General features: G+C 61.9%; 17 protein-coding genes. 11 read left to right on the forward strand and 6 right to left on the reverse strand.

Annotation, left to right across the window (positions count from 1 at the left end):
* Window positions 1-58: 58 nt before the first annotated feature.
* From U5A58_RS31895 to U5A58_RS31910, 4 genes are all read right to left on the reverse strand, one after another.
* Window positions 59-1,195, reverse strand: a complete 1,137-nt coding sequence (locus tag U5A58_RS31895; RefSeq protein ID WP_321915213.1) for a branched-chain amino acid ABC transporter substrate-binding protein — start codon at window positions 1,193-1,195, stop codon at window positions 59-61.
* Between the two features lie 210 nt (window positions 1,196-1,405).
* Window positions 1,406-2,338: an ornithine cyclodeaminase gene (locus U5A58_RS31900; RefSeq protein ID WP_321964392.1), complete on the reverse strand. Its 933-nt coding sequence runs from the start codon at window positions 2,336-2,338 to the stop codon at window positions 1,406-1,408.
* 11 nt (window positions 2,339-2,349) lie between these two features.
* The gene (locus tag U5A58_RS31905) at window positions 2,350-3,408 is read right to left on the reverse strand and encodes a proline racemase family protein (protein ID WP_321964393.1); all 1,059 of its coding nucleotides are present in this window, start codon (window positions 3,406-3,408) and stop codon (window positions 2,350-2,352) included.
* A 100-nt stretch (window positions 3,409-3,508) separates the two neighbouring features.
* The gene (locus U5A58_RS31910) at window positions 3,509-4,483 is read right to left on the reverse strand and encodes a LysR substrate-binding domain-containing protein (protein ID WP_321964394.1); all 975 of its coding nucleotides are present in this window, start codon (window positions 4,481-4,483) and stop codon (window positions 3,509-3,511) included.
* A 249-nt stretch (window positions 4,484-4,732) separates the two neighbouring features.
* Here U5A58_RS31910 and U5A58_RS31915 point away from each other — a divergent pair, with 249 nt between their 5' ends.
* The 6 genes from U5A58_RS31915 (at window position 4,733) to U5A58_RS31940 (ending at window position 8,631) form a co-directional block, all read left to right on the forward strand.
* A complete protein-coding gene (locus U5A58_RS31915) occupies window positions 4,733-5,533 on the forward strand; it encodes a helix-turn-helix transcriptional regulator (protein ID WP_321964395.1) in 801 nt (266 codons plus the stop codon).
* 351 nt (window positions 5,534-5,884) lie between these two features.
* Window positions 5,885-6,154 carry a hypothetical protein gene (locus U5A58_RS31920; protein WP_321964396.1) on the forward strand — a complete coding sequence of 90 codons (270 nt, stop codon included), beginning with the start codon at window positions 5,885-5,887 and terminating at the stop codon, window positions 6,152-6,154.
* Between the two features lie 205 nt (window positions 6,155-6,359).
* Complete coding sequence (locus U5A58_RS31925; RefSeq protein ID WP_321964397.1) at window positions 6,360-7,052, forward strand: CBS domain-containing protein; 693 nt, start codon at window positions 6,360-6,362, stop codon at window positions 7,050-7,052.
* A gap of 267 nt (window positions 7,053-7,319) precedes the next feature.
* Window positions 7,320-7,841 (forward strand): hypothetical protein, encoded by a 522-nt coding sequence (locus U5A58_RS31930; protein ID WP_321964398.1) that lies wholly within the window; start codon window positions 7,320-7,322, stop codon window positions 7,839-7,841.
* 86 nt (window positions 7,842-7,927) lie between these two features.
* Window positions 7,928-8,269 carry a hypothetical protein gene (locus U5A58_RS31935; RefSeq protein ID WP_321964399.1) on the forward strand — a complete coding sequence of 114 codons (342 nt, stop codon included), beginning with the start codon at window positions 7,928-7,930 and terminating at the stop codon, window positions 8,267-8,269.
* A gap of 17 nt (window positions 8,270-8,286) precedes the next feature.
* Window positions 8,287-8,631 carry a hypothetical protein gene (locus tag U5A58_RS31940; protein WP_321939508.1) on the forward strand — a complete coding sequence of 115 codons (345 nt, stop codon included), beginning with the start codon at window positions 8,287-8,289 and terminating at the stop codon, window positions 8,629-8,631.
* A 21-nt stretch (window positions 8,632-8,652) separates the two neighbouring features.
* Here the strand turns inward: U5A58_RS31940 and U5A58_RS31945 are convergent, their stop codons facing one another.
* Window positions 8,653-10,179, reverse strand: coding sequence for an FAD-dependent oxidoreductase (locus U5A58_RS31945; protein WP_321964400.1), 1,527 nt, complete (start codon window positions 10,177-10,179; stop codon window positions 8,653-8,655).
* Window positions 10,180-10,323: 144 nt separating this feature from the next.
* On the opposite strand from U5A58_RS31945, the gene U5A58_RS31950 reads away from it, so the two are divergent.
* Genes U5A58_RS31950 through U5A58_RS31960 form a run of 3 tightly spaced genes read left to right on the forward strand, consistent with a single transcriptional unit; the run spans window position 10,324 to window position 16,155 of the window.
* A complete protein-coding gene (locus tag U5A58_RS31950; RefSeq protein WP_321964401.1) occupies window positions 10,324-11,901 on the forward strand; it encodes an efflux transporter outer membrane subunit in 1,578 nt (525 codons plus the stop codon).
* A 37-nt stretch (window positions 11,902-11,938) separates the two neighbouring features.
* Window positions 11,939-13,090: an efflux RND transporter periplasmic adaptor subunit gene (locus U5A58_RS31955; protein ID WP_321964402.1), complete on the forward strand. Its 1,152-nt coding sequence runs from the start codon at window positions 11,939-11,941 to the stop codon at window positions 13,088-13,090.
* A gap of 11 nt (window positions 13,091-13,101) precedes the next feature.
* Window positions 13,102-16,155, forward strand: a complete 3,054-nt coding sequence (locus U5A58_RS31960) for an efflux RND transporter permease subunit (RefSeq protein WP_321964403.1) — start codon at window positions 13,102-13,104, stop codon at window positions 16,153-16,155.
* Window positions 16,156-16,170: 15 nt separating this feature from the next.
* On the opposite strand, the gene U5A58_RS31965 is transcribed toward U5A58_RS31960, so the two are convergent.
* Window positions 16,171-16,335: a zinc ribbon domain-containing protein gene (locus U5A58_RS31965; RefSeq protein WP_321915192.1), complete on the reverse strand. Its 165-nt coding sequence runs from the start codon at window positions 16,333-16,335 to the stop codon at window positions 16,171-16,173.
* Between U5A58_RS31965 and U5A58_RS31970 the strand changes: the two genes are divergently transcribed.
* Entirely contained in the window at window positions 16,264-16,503 is a 240-nt protein-coding gene (locus U5A58_RS31970) for a hypothetical protein (RefSeq protein ID WP_321964495.1), read from the forward strand. The two genes, U5A58_RS31965 and U5A58_RS31970, sit on opposite strands and share 72 nt — an antisense overlap.
* A 397-nt stretch (window positions 16,504-16,900) precedes the next feature.
* Window positions 16,901-17,104 carry a hypothetical protein gene (locus U5A58_RS31975; RefSeq protein WP_321915191.1) on the forward strand — a complete coding sequence of 68 codons (204 nt, stop codon included), beginning with the start codon at window positions 16,901-16,903 and terminating at the stop codon, window positions 17,102-17,104.
* Window positions 17,105-17,264: the final 160 nt, after the last annotated feature.

Consider the following 17,264-nt stretch of genomic DNA (forward strand, 5'->3'; position numbering starts at 1 on the left):
AACATTTCCAACTCGGGCTTCGCGTACCGTGGCACAGGAGCCTTCGATTCCACCTTGTTCACCTTGCCCCAATGGTTGTTACGGGGACCCATTTGCCGTTTTTAACCTGATACAGCGTTGAGGTGGGATTGGTCAAATCTCCAATCTTGTCGAATGAAATGTGGCCCGTGATCCCGTCATACTGGGTTGAGCGAAGCGCCGACATAAAGACGGCCGGGTTTGTCGAGCCTGCCCTCTTCATCGCATCGATGGCTATCCATGCACAGTCATAGGAGAACGGTGAATATGTGAGGAGGTCCGTGCCGAACCGCTTCTTGTATTTCTGGACGAACGCTCGGCCTGCTGGCAGAGCGTCAATCGGGCGTCCATACTCCCACGCCATCGATCCATCCGCAGCATCTCCGGCCGACTGGATAAAAACGGTATCTGCGATGCCTCCACTTCCGACAAACTGGGTGTGCATCCCAAGTTGTTTCATGCGCTTCGCGATCAGGCCAGCTTGGGCATTACTGCCGGAGAAAAATAGCAGATCTGCGTTCGCCGCCTTTATGTTCGTCAACAGCGCGTTAAATTCAACGGCTTTGTCGTTTGTGTATTCAGATGTGACGATCGATCCGCCTGCCGCCTGAACGGCCTTTTTAAACTCTTCGACCGCACCCGATCCAAAGGCAGTTCGATCATCCATTGTTGCGATTCGCTTTGCCTTTGTTACGGTGACGGCATACTTACCCGCATTGCCCGAGTTTTGAACGTCTGTGGCGATGATCCGGAACACATTCGGGAGTCCGAGGCGCGTGATTTGTGGATTGGTCGCAGCAGGGTCAAGTAGCGGAATACCCGCCTTCGCAAAGATGGGCGCAGACGGCAAGGCGACGCCGGAATTGTAGTAACCGATGGTTGCCGCCACGCCGTCGTCGACCAGCTTTTGCGCCACCTGAACACCGATTCGCGGGTCGCCCTGGTCGTCAACGGAATCAAGTTCGAACTTGACCTCTTGGCCGCCAATATGAAGATGCTGTGCATTCGCCTCTTCGACTGCGAGGCGCGCGCCGTTCTCCATGTCCTTGCCATTCGCCGCGCCGATGCCGGTGAGCGGCGCGGAGATGCCTATCTTCACAACCTGTTGCGCGAGAGCCCCACCTGTTATCCCGCAGAGGATAGTCGTGACGAGGATGAATAGAAGGGATTTTCGCATGATAGGCACCCGTTCAATCAATGTTCAATTTGCCGAATTCGCGGCATCGTTGCGCCAAATAGCATGGCATACGTACTACTAATGATTAATTTTTTGGCATCCAGTACATCCCCGATGTCACGTGTTTCTGCTTGAGTCCGCGCCAAAAGAAACCGGTGGCTATCCAGTAAAGCGCTCTGATAACTTCGTTGCTATCGACACCGGGCGCCGTTAGCGTGCTTTCAATTGCTCGACAACATACTGACTGACGATCAGGTCCAGATGCGCGCCGCCGGCATTCTTGTAAACCGTCCGGTCTCCGGGCGAGCGACGGAATGCGTGCATCCTGCACAGATCGAACAGATCCGCCTCGATGTCGCCCTCCGCAATCACGCCCGCTCGCATAGGGATCTGGATGTCGCCCGATTCGGCAGCATTCTGGCGGTCGTCCACGAAGATGCGGGCACCCCGGAATACATCGCAATCGGCCTCCCGCATGTCGGGCCGGTATCCGCCTACCAGATCCACATGGGTACCGGGACGAACGCACTTGCCCCGAATCATGGGCGTGGTTGCGCTGGTGGCGGCCACGATGATGTCTGCACTGGCAACCGCGGCATCGAGGTCCTCGACAATCCGTACCCGGAGGTGTCTCGCTTCGAGCGCGAGGCGTGCGGCTTCCAGCTTCGACCGCGTGCGATTCCACAACAACACTTCGCGGATCGATGGCCGGATGTGCAGGTAAGCGTCCGTCAAGGACCGTGCAACCGGACCCGCGCCCAAAACCAGCAAGACCTCGCTGTGCTCGCCGCTCAACCATCGCGCCGCCAGGGCGGAATCGGCCGCCGTCTTCCAGCGCGTGATTTCGGGGCCGTCCAGCATGGCGGCGAGCCCCTTGGTACGCTCGTCCAAGACCAGAAACGCAGCCTGCTCCGTCGGTAGGGGAGGATCGGCGGCGCCGTTGGCCGGATGGATCGAGGCGATTTTGACCCCGGCACCCTTGCCCGGCAGGATCACGCCGCGGCTGAACAGGCCAAAGCTCGCGTCCCCGATGAAATAACCGTCGCCGATGGGCCGGGGTCCGGAATGCCCTTGGCGCAACGCCTCCAGAATGCCGCACCAGTCCAGTACGGACTGGATCTGCTGCGCGGATATCGTCTGCATGGCTAGCGTTCCTACTGTTTCGGCCAGATATCCCCAAGGGTGTAGCCTTCGGGAAAGGGGTCGTCATGATCCAGCACGATGGTGTGGATGCCATGGATCCAGCTGGTGCCGGCCAGTGTCGGCACCACGGCCGCCTGCTTGCCGATCCGGGTCGTTTGCTCCAGGCGGCCAGTGAACACCGTACCGAGGATGCCCTGGTGCCGGAAGTCCTGGTGCAACGGCAATTCGCCCTTGGCGTGCAGCACCGCCATCTTGGCGCAGGTGCCGGTGCCGCAGGGGCAGCGGTCGATCGCGCCGGTCCAGGTGGCGGGATCGTCCCATGAGAGCGGGCCGGTGGGCATCGTAACCACGTTCTTCCAGTCGGCCCGCGGGTCGTCGGTGGGTCCCGAGAGCTGGGAAATCGTGATGCCAACCCCTGGATAGTCGGGATGCGCAACCGGCAATTGCTCGATGGCGGCCTGCCGGATCATGGCGCAGACCCGCGCAATCTCCTTGCCATGTTCGGGCTTGAGTTCGAGCCCCGGAAACTGTCGCACGTCGGCAATGGCATAGAACATGCCGCCCCAGCCGACATCCACTCGCACCTTGCCCAGGTGCGGCACGTCGATGACGGCGTCGAGATGCGCGGCGAACGCCGGTACGTTCGTGAACTTCACGCTATTGACCTTGCCGTTCCTGCATTCTGCGGTAATGCGGATCAGCCCCGCCGGCGCTTCCAGCGTCAACTCGGTCACCGGCTCCTGCATCGGAAGCATGCCCATTTCCAGCAGTACGGTCGCCACGGAGATGGTGTTGCCGCCCGACATCATCGGGTACTCGACTTGCTCCAGGATGATGTAACCCGCATCCGCCTCCGGGTGACAGGGAGGCACGACGATGTTGCAGCAGTGGGCCGGATAACCGCGCGGCTCGCGCAGCAGCAGCTTGCGCAGGCCGTCGTCATTGGCCTCGAGCCATTTCATCTTGGCCTGCACGGTGTCGCCGGGAATATGGGGGATGCCGCCAGTCACGACGCGCATCGGGATACCCGAATGGGTCTCCACAGCGTGGATGCTTCTCTTGAAACCCATGAGCTGATTTCCTCTTCCGTATCGCCACTCCTGAGCGGCGTGAAGAGAAATTTAGGCTCGTTTCACCGGTAACGAAAACGACATTTCCTCCGGCATTGCTTCAACTTTTGGTTGAAGAAGGCAGGGCGAGCTGCTGCCTGATCCACCGGCAGAATCGTTCGCACACGCCAGTGTCAGCCTTGTCTTTGCGCACGGAGAGGTAATGACCGCGGTTCCTCATGATCGTCTTGTGCGGCAGCGGACGCACCAGGGCGCCGCTGTCGACCAGGTGTCCGACGAGATGATGCCAGCCCAACGCCACGCCCTGATGTGCGAGCGCCAACTGGACGATCGCCGGATAGTCGTTGCTGGTGAACAGCTGCCGCGGAATGTCGGCACACCAGCTGGTGTACACGTCATGCAGCGCCAGCCAGACTTTCCAGTCGATATGCTCGGAAATCTGCGATCGACCGTAGGCGCTGAGGTCCAGCAGCGACATGTCGAGCAGTCCTTCGGGCGCCTCGATCGGGCCGTGCCCCTGCAGGTACTGCGGCGTGCAAACGGGATAGACCTCGTCGTCGAACAGGTGCTCGCTGTCGTATCCGTCGCGCACGCTGGCCAGCTTGGCGATGTACACGTCCGGCTGCACGCCCGCTTCCATCGAAACGAAATTCTGCGTGGCCAGCACGGTGAGTTCGATATCCGGAGCGTTCTGAAGGAATTCGGGCAGTCGCCTGTGGAGCCACAGCGCCGAAAACGCGGGCGAACAGCATACGGTCAGGGTCTGCCTGGCGGGAATTTTCTTGCGCAGGCGTTCGGCGGCTTGATGAAGATTGATCAGCGAAAGCTGGGCGGCATCCTTGAACATCTCCCCGTCGGCCGTCAATGCGACGGTCCTGCCCGAGCGGACAAACAACGTCGTCCCAAGGTAGTCCTCCAGTTCTCGCACCTGCTTGCTTACGGCTGCGGGGGTCACGCTCAATGCATTGGCCGCCCCGGTAAAACTCCTGAATCTGGCAGCAGCGAGAAACGATTTGATGGCCCGCAGCGAAAGCGCACCGACCAGGGTTTCGCTCATTTCGAATTGAGATGCCATGACGATGTCGACCGACCTGGTTGATCACGATAGAGTCCGAAGCAAGGACCCGCCCGAGACTGCATAAGACAACGCGGCCATTCTCATATCGTGACGGGAAATGTTCAAGACAACCATCGCGTCACTGGAGCGGCGCCGGATCGGTGCGATGGGTGAGCCCAACGAACGGGGCTTGCGCTCGAAGTTCCTTGTCAGGCGAGGCCGAAATCACCGAAGATCGGTGAACCGCCGATCCTTCCTGGGGACGACATGCACCCATTCGCGAATTCCGCCAATCCTGCAGTCCAGGAAGATATCTTTGCACTCTGGGACCGGCTGGCCGGGTTCTCCGCAGCCGATGGCGATGCCGCACTGACCCACTTGCTAACCACGCTCTGTGCGATGGTCGCGGCACAGAATGCGCTTTGGGCCGTCGTGGTGCGATTGCCGTCGCCTGCGCAAAACGATCCTTTGTTCGGCTGGCGTCCACGTCTGGTTCGGCTTCTGCATCCGGTACCCGCGGTGATCGCGTCCGTGCAGGAGCAATACGACACGCTCTGGTCCGGCAAGGTCGACTCGTCACATGTCGTGGCCGCGTCGGGGAACGAGCCGTTCCTCGCCAACCTGCTCTTCGAGGCGATGCCCGCCGAATGGTTTGAAGGCGAGCACTACCGCCGTCACTACCTCGAAGTGGGTCACGGCGACAGCATCCAGATGCGTTGCGCCCTCAACGACGACGTGCGGATTCATCTCTTCGTGTTTCGCGAGGTACAGGCGCCTCGCTTCACCGCGCCCGATCTCGAGCTTCTCGGCTTCGTGATGCATGGGCTGAGATGGTACTGCCGGCAGCAACTGCTCAGCCACGGCCTGCTTATCGCCGAAGCGCCCCTGACGTCGGCCGAGCGCAGGGTGCTGCTGGGGCTGCTCGACGGACTTACGGAAAAGCAGATCGCGCAGACGCTCGACCAGAGTCCGAACACGACGCATGTCCATATCAAGTCGATCTACACCAAATTCAACGTCGGAAGCCGCTCAACACTCACCGCGCTGTGGCTCGGCAAGTTGAGATAGCGAACCGCAGGCGGTAGTGCCGCGGGCAACGATGCCGCGCCGCCTGCGCAAGGCAAGTGGCCAGGCTGCCTGTCCGAAGTGGATTGGTCACACGCTCACCTGTTCAGGTTATGTTCGGGTGTTCGCGAAACCTCTACGATTGACTCCATGCCGTTGTATTGCAGCGTGCCCGCTTTGAACGTGCCGCCGGCGACAGCGCAGCAGGAGACCATTGAATGCCGTACTCTCCGAGGCGCCGCAGGCGCCAGGGGTATCGTTTGCGCCGCGTTTTGCGAGGCAAATTAGCCGTTTGGCGGAGCAGCAATCTGCCGTTACGCGCACTTTTTGAACTGGCCTTTGAGGAGCCTCGACATGAGCTACCTGAGCCGGATCACAACCGTTCTCGCTTATTGCGTGCTCACGGCGATGGCCACCGCCGGGTTCCAGTGCTGCATTGCTGCGACCGGTAACGCCGATTTCGATTCCGGGCTCGATGACTCCGCCCCGGCGCCCCATGCTTCGGGATACACGCCGTTTCCGCGCTTCGGCCCATCGCACATTTCGTTTGCTCCGCAGCCGGCGCTGGATAACACGATTGCCCTTTGCATTCCGGACCTCTATTGCTCGCTAGAAGCCCGGTAGGACCGTCGGCACGGGCGCGCTCAACAACAGGGCAGACTTGTTAAAGGCGGGGCTTTGCCCACGCAGCGGCGCGCGAGGCCGCAATGAAATCAGGTTGTGGAATCAAGGCGCCTCAGCACCGGGCGATCGACCCGGGGCGGTCTGCCAAAGCCACGCGAGGGAGCACCCGATGAGGACCCGTCGCGAATACGCAGGAGAAGCAACCATGCGCGCACGAGACATCATGACCGCGTCCGTCATTACCGCCACACCGGATATGACGATCCACGAAGCGGCAACACTGCTGGTCGACAACCATATCGGCAGCATGCCGGTCGTCGACGAGAACGCAGAGGTTGTCGGTATCGTCGGCGAACACGATCTTCTACATCGCGTAGAGAACGGCACCTGCCAGAGTAAGCGCAAGTGGTGGCACGAACTCCTGTTGTCGTCCCCCCGTGCTCAGGCCGCGAGGTATCTGAAGGAGCACGGGCACGTCGTCGGCGACGTGATGTGCGAAGAGGTGATTTCGATTCCGGGGGATATGCCGCTCCAGCAAATCGTGGACCTTCTGGAGCGTCGACGTCTCGACAGCGTGCCAGTGCTGAGGGGCGGCAAGCTGATCGGACAAGTCAGTCGTTCGCACCTGGTTCGCGCAATCGCGCGGGCGGCTCCCGTCGTGCCACTCGCTCCGTGCGACGATGCGAGCCTGTGCAACGCGATAGTCCAGGCCATGCACGGGCAGCGCTGGGGGTTGTCCAGACACGGTGTGCGCGTCAAGGACGGTGTCGCGCATCTATGGGGGGTGATCGAATCCATAGAAGAAAAGCGGGCCATCCGCATTGCGGCCGAGAGCGTGCCGGGCATCAAGTGCGTGGTGTCCCATCTTGAGTCTCCAAGCGTGATTCCGGCGCTGTAGTCCGTGTGGTGAACCGGCCCTGATGTGAATGAGCATCTGGAGTTCAGGCAACGGCGCGCTCGGGAAAGCTCTCATCAGATCGCATGATCGGTGCCGCTGCGCACCAGAACCGTGCCGCGCTGCGCCGCCGTGCAGCGCTATCACGCCCGCAACGGGCGATAAGGACTGGCACGGCCCTTGCGTTGCCTTGTGCCGGGGCGTGTCAACGGCGATTCGCTCCATGGCACTGAGCATGACTGAATACTGAACCGCCCGCCAACGGGCTCATTGGACAACGGCGTCCTGCGTAACGGGTTGAAAGACCTGATGTGCAGGACGCCGTTCTCGTTTCCGATCCGCTTGGCCATGCGCGATGGAACGGAAAAACTGGGGCGACAAAATCATATGTTCGAATGGAGTTGTTTTTGCGCGCTCGTGTTGATGACGCTTGCGATCGCTGGCCGGATGATCGTGCTCATTCACCAGGAAAATGACGACACGGCGGCTTTCCTCGACCTGCAGCTGGCGTTGCATGTCGCGTTGATCCTGGCTTTGGCGACGACTTTCGACGTTGGGATCAAACCGGCATTCATGTGGCTCCGCCACGGGTTGCCGCATAGCGGTACGCAGGCAAACCAGACGCTTGCAGCCGTGCTTACCGGATTTGAATGCGTTGTATTCGTATTTGTCGCGCCATGGGCCATGGTTGCCTTCGAACGGTTGCGGCGCGATTTATCGACAGCTCGCCGGGTCACCAACGACCTGATTGATCGACTCCGCGCCGGGCAGAATGCGTCGGCGCTGATGTGACGGCTGGCACACGCACCCTCGCTGGCAGAAGTGATAGATTGTCGATTGACTCATCGTCGCGAATCAACGGCGGTAAGAAGATCCTCATGAAAGGAGCTGCCATGTGCCGTCGATACATCGTTGCCGCTGCCTTCCTCATCCCCAGCTTGTCGCAAGCATTCCAGCCTGTGGCGATTCCCGAATGTCATGCAGCCGGCCCTGATGCTTCAGTTCAGGAAACGATAGACGCCGCAAAATGCCGCGCGCGATGGCTGCTCGCTGGCGCCTACAACCGGACGGAAGGAGACGCGATGAGCGCGGTCTCGCAGTGCGCCGGGACATTCGACGAGGTGCTCAATCATGGGTTGACCGAGGGTGTTTCGCACGACAAGCTGGTCGTCATGTGTGCGGACACCGCGATGCATATGGGCATCATGAAGCTCGACTAGTCGCCGATGCGAAATAGATGGGAACCCGCACTGTCCCGCCCAAGGGTGAACGCTTCTACGTGCTCGACGCAAAGAACAGACCTTTCGAGGTGTTCGACCGCAGCGAGTGGTCGCGCTGGATGGCGGAGAACGAACTGATCTTTCGCCGCACGTTGCTCGAAGAGTCGGGCGTGACAGTCACGACGCGCTTTCGCGGTGTGGCCGACACGAAAGAGGGGGAACCCGCGCTCTTCGTGACGCGTATCGCCGGAATGCAAGCGCGAGATGACAACGAGAGCTATGGCGCGAGCACACTCGAAGAGGCGCTCGCGCGGCACGAGCGCATCGTTCGGAAAATCCTCAAAAGTCTGACCGGGCGGTGACCGGTGCGATGCGTTCCGCCGTCAACGCATGTCGCGCTCCATTTCGACTTCTGCCCGCAGGCTTTCTGCATCGCGATAGATAGAGGCCACGGCGACCACGCGTCCGTCTCGCTTGTAGCGCAGGAAGCAGTCGCGTCCTGCGATATCCCCATCAACCGAGATCTCGTCCCAGCTCTCGGCGTGCCCGAGATAATTGATCGGGACATCGTAATGCTGGCTCCAGAAGAACGGCACGGCGTCGAACTTCTCGCGTCCGCCAATCAGGTTCATCGCCGCAGTTTGTCCCTGGCGCTGCGCGACAACCCAGTGCTCCACGCGAATTGCCGTGCCACTGTGCGGATCGGGCCAACGCGCGATGTCGCCGGCAGCGAACACGCCAGGCGCGCTGGTCTGCAGGCAGGCATCGACCACCACGCCGCGGTCGATCGCGAGGCCGGCTTGCTCGGCCAGCGCCAGTCTGGGCCGCACGCCGACGCCGACCACCACCAGATCAGCCGCCAGGTTGCCGCCCGCCTTGAGCGATACCTGCTGCGCGTCGATCGCGCTGGCGGTGTTCCCGAGGTGGAAGACGACGCCGTGTTCTTCATGCAACCGCTGTACGAATTCACCCATCTGCGGCCCCAGCACACGCTCCATCGGACGCTGCTCCGGCGCCACGACGTGGACCTCGAGTCCACGCGCGCGCAATGACGCCGCCGCTTCCAGCCCGATGAAGCTGGCTCCGATGACAACCGCGCGCCGCGCATTCGCCGCGCGAGCGATGATGGCGCGGCTGTCGGCCAATGTGCGCAAGGTATGCACGTGCGGCAAGTCCATGCCGGGGATCGGCAAGCGGACCGCTTCGGCTCCTGTGGCCAAAAGCAGGCGGTCGTAGGGCACCCTGCTTCCATCCGCGAGTTCCACTTCCTGCGCGGCGACGTGAAGGCGGGTGACGCCGGCGTTCAGCCGTAGATCGATGCGTTGATCGGCGTAGAAAGCGTCGTCGCGAAGCGGCAGCCAGTCCTCGGGCGCGCTGCCGGCCAGATAGTCTTTGGAGAGGTTTGGCCTGTCCACCGGCGGCGCGTCGTCGTCGCTCAGCATCGTGAGACTGCCCGCGTAGCCGAGGCGCCGCAGACGCTCGGCGGCAGCAAAGCCTGCAGCCCCTGCGCCGACGATCACGATCTTCTGTGGCGCGTCGGCCGGTGGGGTCACGGAACGCGCGGGCGGCGCTTTTTTGTGCAGCACGACAAGCTTGTCGCCACGGATCTCCGTAGACCAGCACGCGACCGGGCTGAGCGCAGGCGCGCGCACCGCTTCCCCCGTGCGCAAGCTGAAACACGCGTGATGCCATGGGCACCGTACCGTTTCCCCGACGATCAACCCTTCGGCGAGCGGGCCGTGGTAGTGCGTGCAGGCGGCGTCGATCGCGAAGAATTCATTGCCGAGCCGTGCAATCAGCACGGCGTCGTTACCGACGTGTCCGGACAACATGCCCGCTTCGCCGAGAGATTCGATGGGCACGCCTTGGGCCAGATCGGGACCGTTTTCATTCGATGCGTCACTGCTCATGTCGACCTCCGTGGGCACGCCGCCAGCAAGAGCGTAGATCCCATGGTAGTCCACGTCGATCAGACCCGCGCCACCTGTGGCATGATTTCAAGCTCTGCATCTGCCGTTTCGTTCGTTTTCCACGCAGTGAAACAAGGTGGATCGATGATCGACGACGTCAACCACGGTTTCAGTCGCAGCCGCCTGCACTGGCATTCGCGCAGTGCATCTCGCCGCAATGCAGCATGCGAGACGGTTGCGCGTGCCACATGGGTCACCGTCCTGATCGCCTTGTCCGGCTGCACGGTCGGCCCGAATTACCATACGCCCGCGCCGCCCGCCACCGGCGCTTACACGTCCACGCCGCTGCCCGATCAAACGGCCTCGGCGCCGGGCGCTTCGGGTGTCCCGCAACATTTCGTGGCCGCACAGGACATTCCCGCGCAGTGGTGGACGCTCTTTCATTGCGAGCCGCTCGACGCGCTGATTCGCGAAGCGCTCGGCAACAGCCCCAACGTCGCCGCGGCGCAAGCGGCGCTCAGGCAGGCCGGCGAAAATCTTCGTGCGCAAATCGGCACCACGCTGTATCCGTCCGTCGATGCAACGGCCAATGCGACGCGCGAGAAGTTCAGCGGTGTCACGTTCGGCGAGCCGCAACTCACGGAACTGCTGAACCTCTATAACGCTTCGGTGAACGTGTCGTACAACCTCGATGTGTTCGGAGGCGGAAGGCGCCAGCTCGAATCGCTGCGCTCGCAGGTCGATTACCAGGGCTTCCAGTTGCAGGCGGTGTATCTCGCGTTGACCGCGAATATCGTGACGGCGGCCATCAAGGAAGCCTCGCTGCGCGAGCAGATCGAAGCGACCGCGCGCATCGCCGACGACGAAGACGCGCAGCTTCGCATCATGCGCCAGCAGCTCGAACTGGGTGGCATAAGCCGCACCGCGGTGCTTGCGCAGGAAACGCTCGTGGCGCAAACGCGCGCGACCTTGCCGCCGTTGCGTCAGTCGCTCGACCAGACGCGTCACCAGCTCGCGGTCCTGGCGGGCAAGCCGCCAAGCGATACGGACGTGCCGGAGTTCAGGATGTCGATGTTCACGCTGCCGCAAACCTTGCCCGTCAGCGTGCCGTCTTCGCTCGTGCGGCAACGCCCCGACATTCTCGCCGCCGACGCCACACTGCATCAGGCGAGTGCCCAGGTCGGCGTAGCGACAGCGAACCTGTACCCGCAGCTCACGCTCTCCGCGAGCTACGGTCCGCAGGCGCTGACGCCCGCGGGCCTTCTTAAGTACGCCGACATGATCTGGAGCATCGGTGCAGGCATCACGCAGCCGATCTTTCACGGCGGCCAGTTGAGCGCGCAAAAGCGCGCGGCAGAAGCGGCATTCGACGAGGCCAACGCGCAATACCGCCAAACCGTGCTGCTCGCATTCCAGAACGTCGCTGACACGTTGCGCGCGCTCGAACACGACGCAACCGGCCTGAGTGCGCAGACGCAAGCATGGCGCGCGGCCAGCGATTCGCTCGACCTGACGCGCGGCCAGTTTCGCATCGGCGGAGTCAGCTATCTGGCGCTGCTCGATGCACAGCGTCAATACCAGCAGACCGTCGTGAACCTCGCGCAGGCGCAGGCCGCGCGCTATGCGGACACGGCGGCGTTGTTTCAGGCGCTCGGCGGCGGCTGGTGGAACGACACGACGACGAGCCAGGCAGCTCAGCCCACGCCGGCTGCGCCGAAATGAATCCTTGTGCAATGGCTGCCCTTGCCAGGACATGACGATGACGACGAAAAAACCGATGGCAAAGCGGATGATCATCATGCTGATCTGCGTGGGCCTGCTGCTCGCCGCGCTGGTCGGCTTCAATTTGTTCAGGGCGCACATGATCAAGCAGTTCATGGCGAGCAACGCCGCGCCGCCCGCCACCGTCACGGCCGCTGTCGCAAGCTATCAAACATGGCAGCCGCAGCTTGCCGCAGTGGGTAGCCTGCGCGCGGTGCGCGGCGTTGACGTGACGACGGAAGTGGCCGGGCTCGTGCGCGAGATCGCGTTCAACTCGGGCCAGGAAGTGAAGACGGGCCAGGTGCTCGTGCGCCTGAACGACGACTCGGACCGCGCGCAGCTCGCGTCGCTGCGAGCAGCCGCGGACCTCGCGCAAACGGTCTACAACCGCGACAAGGCGCAGTTCGGCATTCAGGCGATTGCGAGGGCGCAACTCGACGCCGACGCCGCCGACCTCAAGAGTAAGAGAGCCCAGGTCGATCAACAGGCCGCGCTCGTCGAAAAGAAGACGATTCGCGCGCCATTCGCGGGACGCGTGGGCATCACGACGGTCAATCCCGGCCAGTATCTCAATCCGGGAGACGCCATCGTCACGCTGCAAGCCATCGACCCGATCTACGCCGACTTCTTTCTGCCGCAGCAGCAACTCGGCCAGTTGCAGGTTGGCCAGGCCATCGTCGTCGATACGGATGCGTTCGGCAACCGCACGTTCGACGGCAAGATCCGCTCGATCAATCCGCGCGTGGACAGCACGACGCGCAACGTCCAGATCGAGGCGAGCGTCGACAATCGCGAGCGCAAACTGTTGCCCGGCATGTACGCGAACGTGAAGATCGACGCGGGCGGCGCGCAGCGCTATCTGACCTTGCCGCAAACGGCGATCACCTATAACCCTTATGGCGCGACCGTGTTCATCGTGAAGTCCGGCGAACAAAAGAATGCGCAAGGCAAGATCATGCCCGTCGCGCAACAGGTGTTCGTCACGCCGGGGCCGACGCGTGGCGATCAGGTCGCGATTCTCAAGGGCATCAGCGAAGGCACCCAGGTCGTGACGAGCGGCCAGTTGAAACTGAAGAACGGCACGCCGCTCGTGATCGACAACCGCGTGCTGCCTGCGGACAGCGCGAACCCGACGCCTCAGGAACAATAGAAGAGCGCGCGATGAAATTCACCGACATCTTCATTGAACGCCCGGTGCTCGCATCGGTGGTGAGCTTGCTGATACTCGTGCTCGGCTTGCGCTCGCTTGCGGCGCTCAAGGTCAGCGAATATCCGCAAACCGAAAACGGCGTGGTGACGATCACCACCGCGTACTACGGCGCGAGCGCCGACACGATGGCCGGCTTCATCACGCAGCCGCTCGAAGCCGCGATTGCACAGGCACAAGGTATCGACTACATGTCGTCGACGAGCACGACGGGCGTTTCGACGATCACCGCGACGCTGCGCCTCAACTACGATTCCAATCGCGCGCTCACGGAGATCAACACGCAAATCGCTTCGGTGCGCAACCAGTTGCCGCCGCAGGCGCAACAGCCGGTGCTGACCGTGCAAGTGGGTCAAACCACCGACGCGATGTACATGGGCTTTTACAGCGACGTGCTGCCGAGCAACAACGTCACGGATTATTTGCTGCGTGTCGTGAAGCCGAAGCTCGATTCGGTCCAGGGCGTGCAAACGGCGGAAGTGCTCGGCGGCCGTCAGTTCGCGCTGCGCGCATGGCTCGACTCGAGCAGGCTCGCCGCACACAACGTGACGGCCGCCGACGTCTTCACGGCGCTCGGCAACAACAACTATCTGGCGACGCTTGGCACGACCAAAGGCCAGATGATCAGCGTCGATCTGAATGCGGGCACCGACCTGCATTCCGTCGAAGACTTCAGGAAGCTCGTCGTCACGCAGAAGAACGGCGCGATCGTGCGCCTCGAAGACGTCGCGAACGTCGTGCTCGGCGCGGACAATTACGACTTCAACGTCGCATTCAGCGGCAAGCGATCGGTGTTCATCGGCATCAAGGTGGCGCCCGATGCGAACGTGCTCGACGTCGCGAAGCGCGTGAGAACCCTCTTCCCGGACCTGCAGAAGCAGTTCCCGACGGGCATGACCGGCGACATCGTCTACGACGCGACCGATTTCATCAACACGGCGATCGAAGAGGTGGTGAAGACGCTCGTCGAATCGCTGCTGATCGTGACCGTCGTGATCTTCCTTTTCCTTGGCAGTTTGCGCGCGGTAATCGTGCCCGTGATTGCGATGCCGCTCTCGATGATCGGCACGTTCTTCGTGATGCAGGTGCTCGGCTATTCGATCAATCTGCTGACACTGCTTGCGCTCGTGCTCGCCATTGGCCTCGTCGTCGACGATGCGATCATCGTGGTCGAGAACGTCGACCGGCATATGAAGGAGGAGGGCAAGCAGCCTTTCGACGCCGCACTGATCGCCGCGCGCGAACTCGGCGGCCCGATTCTCGCGATGACGGTCGTGCTGATTGCCGTGTACTTGCCCATCGGCTTTCAGGGCGGACTGACGGGCGCGCTTTTCACCGAATTCGCGTTCACGCTGGCGGGCGCCGTCACCGTATCGGGCGTGATCGCGCTGACGCTTTCGCCGATGATGTGCTCGCGCTTTTTTCGCACGGACCAGCAGTCGGACCGCTTCGCGCGCTTCGTCGACCGGCAGTTCGAGCGGGTGCATCACGGCTACAGGCGCCTCTTGCATTCGATGCTCGACACGTGGCCTGTGTTCGTCGTGATGGGCGCGCTGCTGCTGTGCGGCACCGTCTATCTCTTCATGACTTCGCAATCGGAGCTTGCGCCGCAGGAGGACCAGGGCATCGTGCTGTCCCAGGTGCTGGGGCCGCCCGATGCGACGATCCAGCAGATGCAAACCTACGCGGATCAGGTCTTCGAGATCTCGAAGCAGTTGCCCGAATACGCGCAGATGTTCCAGCTCACGGGTGTGCCGACGCTGAACCAGGGCATCGGCGGCGTGCTCTTCAAGACGTGGGACCAGCGCAAGAAGGGCGCAACGCAATTGCAGCAGGAATTGCAGCAGAAGTGGAACGGCATCGCGGGCGCGCGTGTCGCGGCATTTCAGTTTCCGCCCTTGCCGGGCGCGCAAGGATTGCCCGTGCAATTCGTCATCAGCACGACGGAGCCGTTCGAGAACCTGAATGAAGTGTCGCAAGCCGTGCTGCAAAAGGCGCGTGAAAGCGGCATGTTCTTCTTCGTCGACAGCGATCTGAAGATCGACAAGCCGGAAAGCGTGTTGCTCGTGGACCGCGACAAGGTCGCGTCGCTCGGCCTGACGCAAAGCGATATCGGGCAGACGCTGGGCGCGGCGCTCGGCGGCAACTTCGTCAACTACTTTTCGATTGCTGGCCGCTCGTACAAGGTGATTCCGCAGGTGCTCCAAACGGACCGGCTGAACCCGTCGCAAGTGCTCGACTATTATTTGCGCACGCCCGACGGCAGCGTGATTCCCGCATCGACGGTCACGCATCTGAAGCGCAACGTCGTGCCCGAGTCGATCAATCACTTTCAGCAGCTCAATTCGGCAACGATTTCCGGCGTGCTCGCGCCGGGCATCTCGCAGGGCGAAGTGCTCGACTTCTTGCGCCACGCCACCACCGACGCCGCGCCGACGGGCTACACGGCCGACTATTCGGGTTTGTCGCGCCAGTTCGTGCAGGAATCGGGCGGCTTCGTGACCACGCTGCTGTTGGCGACGATCATCGTGTTTCTCGCGCTTGCTGCTCAGTTCGAGAGCTTTCGCGATCCGGTCGTGATTCTCGTGTCGGTGCCGATGGCGCTATTCGGCGCGCTGATCTTCATCAACGTGGGCCTGACGACGCTCAACATTTACACGCAGGTGGGCCTCGTCACGCTGATGGGCCTCGTCAGCAAGCATGGCATTTTGATCGTGCAGTTCGCGAATGAACTGCAACGCGCGGGGCGGCGCAAGCGCGAGGCACTCGAAGAAGCGGCTGGCGTGCGCTTGCGGCCGATCCTGATGACGACGGCCGCGATGGTGCTGGGCGTCGTGCCGCTCGTGATCGCATCGGGTGCGGGCGCGGCCGGCCGCAACGCGATGGGACTCGTGATCTTCACGGGGATGTCGATCGGCACGTTGTTTACGCTGTTCGTCGTTCCTGCGATGTATATGTTCCTTGCCGCGGACCATCATCGGGACAGGGTGCAACCGGCACAGACCTGAGCGACTGAAGAGATTTCACGACTTTCTGGATGTTTTCGCCACAAAGGGTGTGGGTATGTGCTGAACCTTCTCGCTGCCGCACTTGGGGCAAGGCGGATGAGCGGTTGCATGTTCGGCAAGATGCTCGGCATGCTCGAACATCTCACCGCACTTCTCGCACCGGTACTGGTAAGTCGGCATGGTATTCCTCTAAGGAGAACACTAGTGCTTGCGATGCATCCAGCTCATATGGTGCGCGTCGAGCCACTGGCTCAGGCTCTCTCCCGGGTGATCGCGCCTGTAGCGACGGGACAGGGCCATGGCAATGACAACGAGAACCACAAGGCCAACCCAAAAACTGATCATTGACTGAGTCATGGCAGCCTCCTTCGGGAATGCGACCATGTCTGAATTCTAGTGCCGGGGCGGCGGATTTTGCCCCGAAAGTTGTCGTGCCGATCACTTTCGACCGGCGCGTGCAGCAGGGGGCGCGTCCAGGGGGCCCAGTGGCATGTCCATTCCCATTGCCTAAAATAAAGTGTTGCAAGGGGAGGGGCAGCAGGGCCGTACCCCATGCGGCGCTCCCGGACGTTGGCTCGTAATGGGGAACCGCGATGGCGAGTTATGGAGTGCTTGCACAAATCACCGATCAGGTCGTCTGAGCGATGATCTGCGAGCTGACTTGATTTGTGAGGGCGCCCGCGGGACGCATGCTCCCCCGCTGCGCGAGGCGCCGCTACCGGCGTTTTCCTGTCGAGGAGGTGAAATGAACACCAAGGACAAAGGCAACGTGCGTGCATTCGTGCAGACGGCCGAGCAGATCGGCGGATGGGTGTGGGTTATCTCGCTCGTCGACTTCGATGCGCGCGAAGTGCGGCGCTCGCTCGTAGCCGAAGAACCCTTCGCCACGGAGCGCGCGGCGAAAGACGCAGGCCACGCTCGTCTCGAAGCACTCGCACACGATCAGTAGTCAGGCTGGGCGCATCCACGTGCCCGGTCCACAAGGGCGTCGGCGTTCGATCGATCGGTCGACGCCCGCGGTTTTCGCGTTTCGCGTCCTGATCATCTGCGGCAGGTTATCGAACGACTGGGCGAGCACGAGATCCAGAGCGATGACCGCAAGTTCACCG

Origin of the sequence: Paraburkholderia sp. J7 (assembly GCF_905220155.1) — a bacterium.
Classification (GTDB): Bacteria; Pseudomonadota; Gammaproteobacteria; order Burkholderiales; family Burkholderiaceae; genus Paraburkholderia.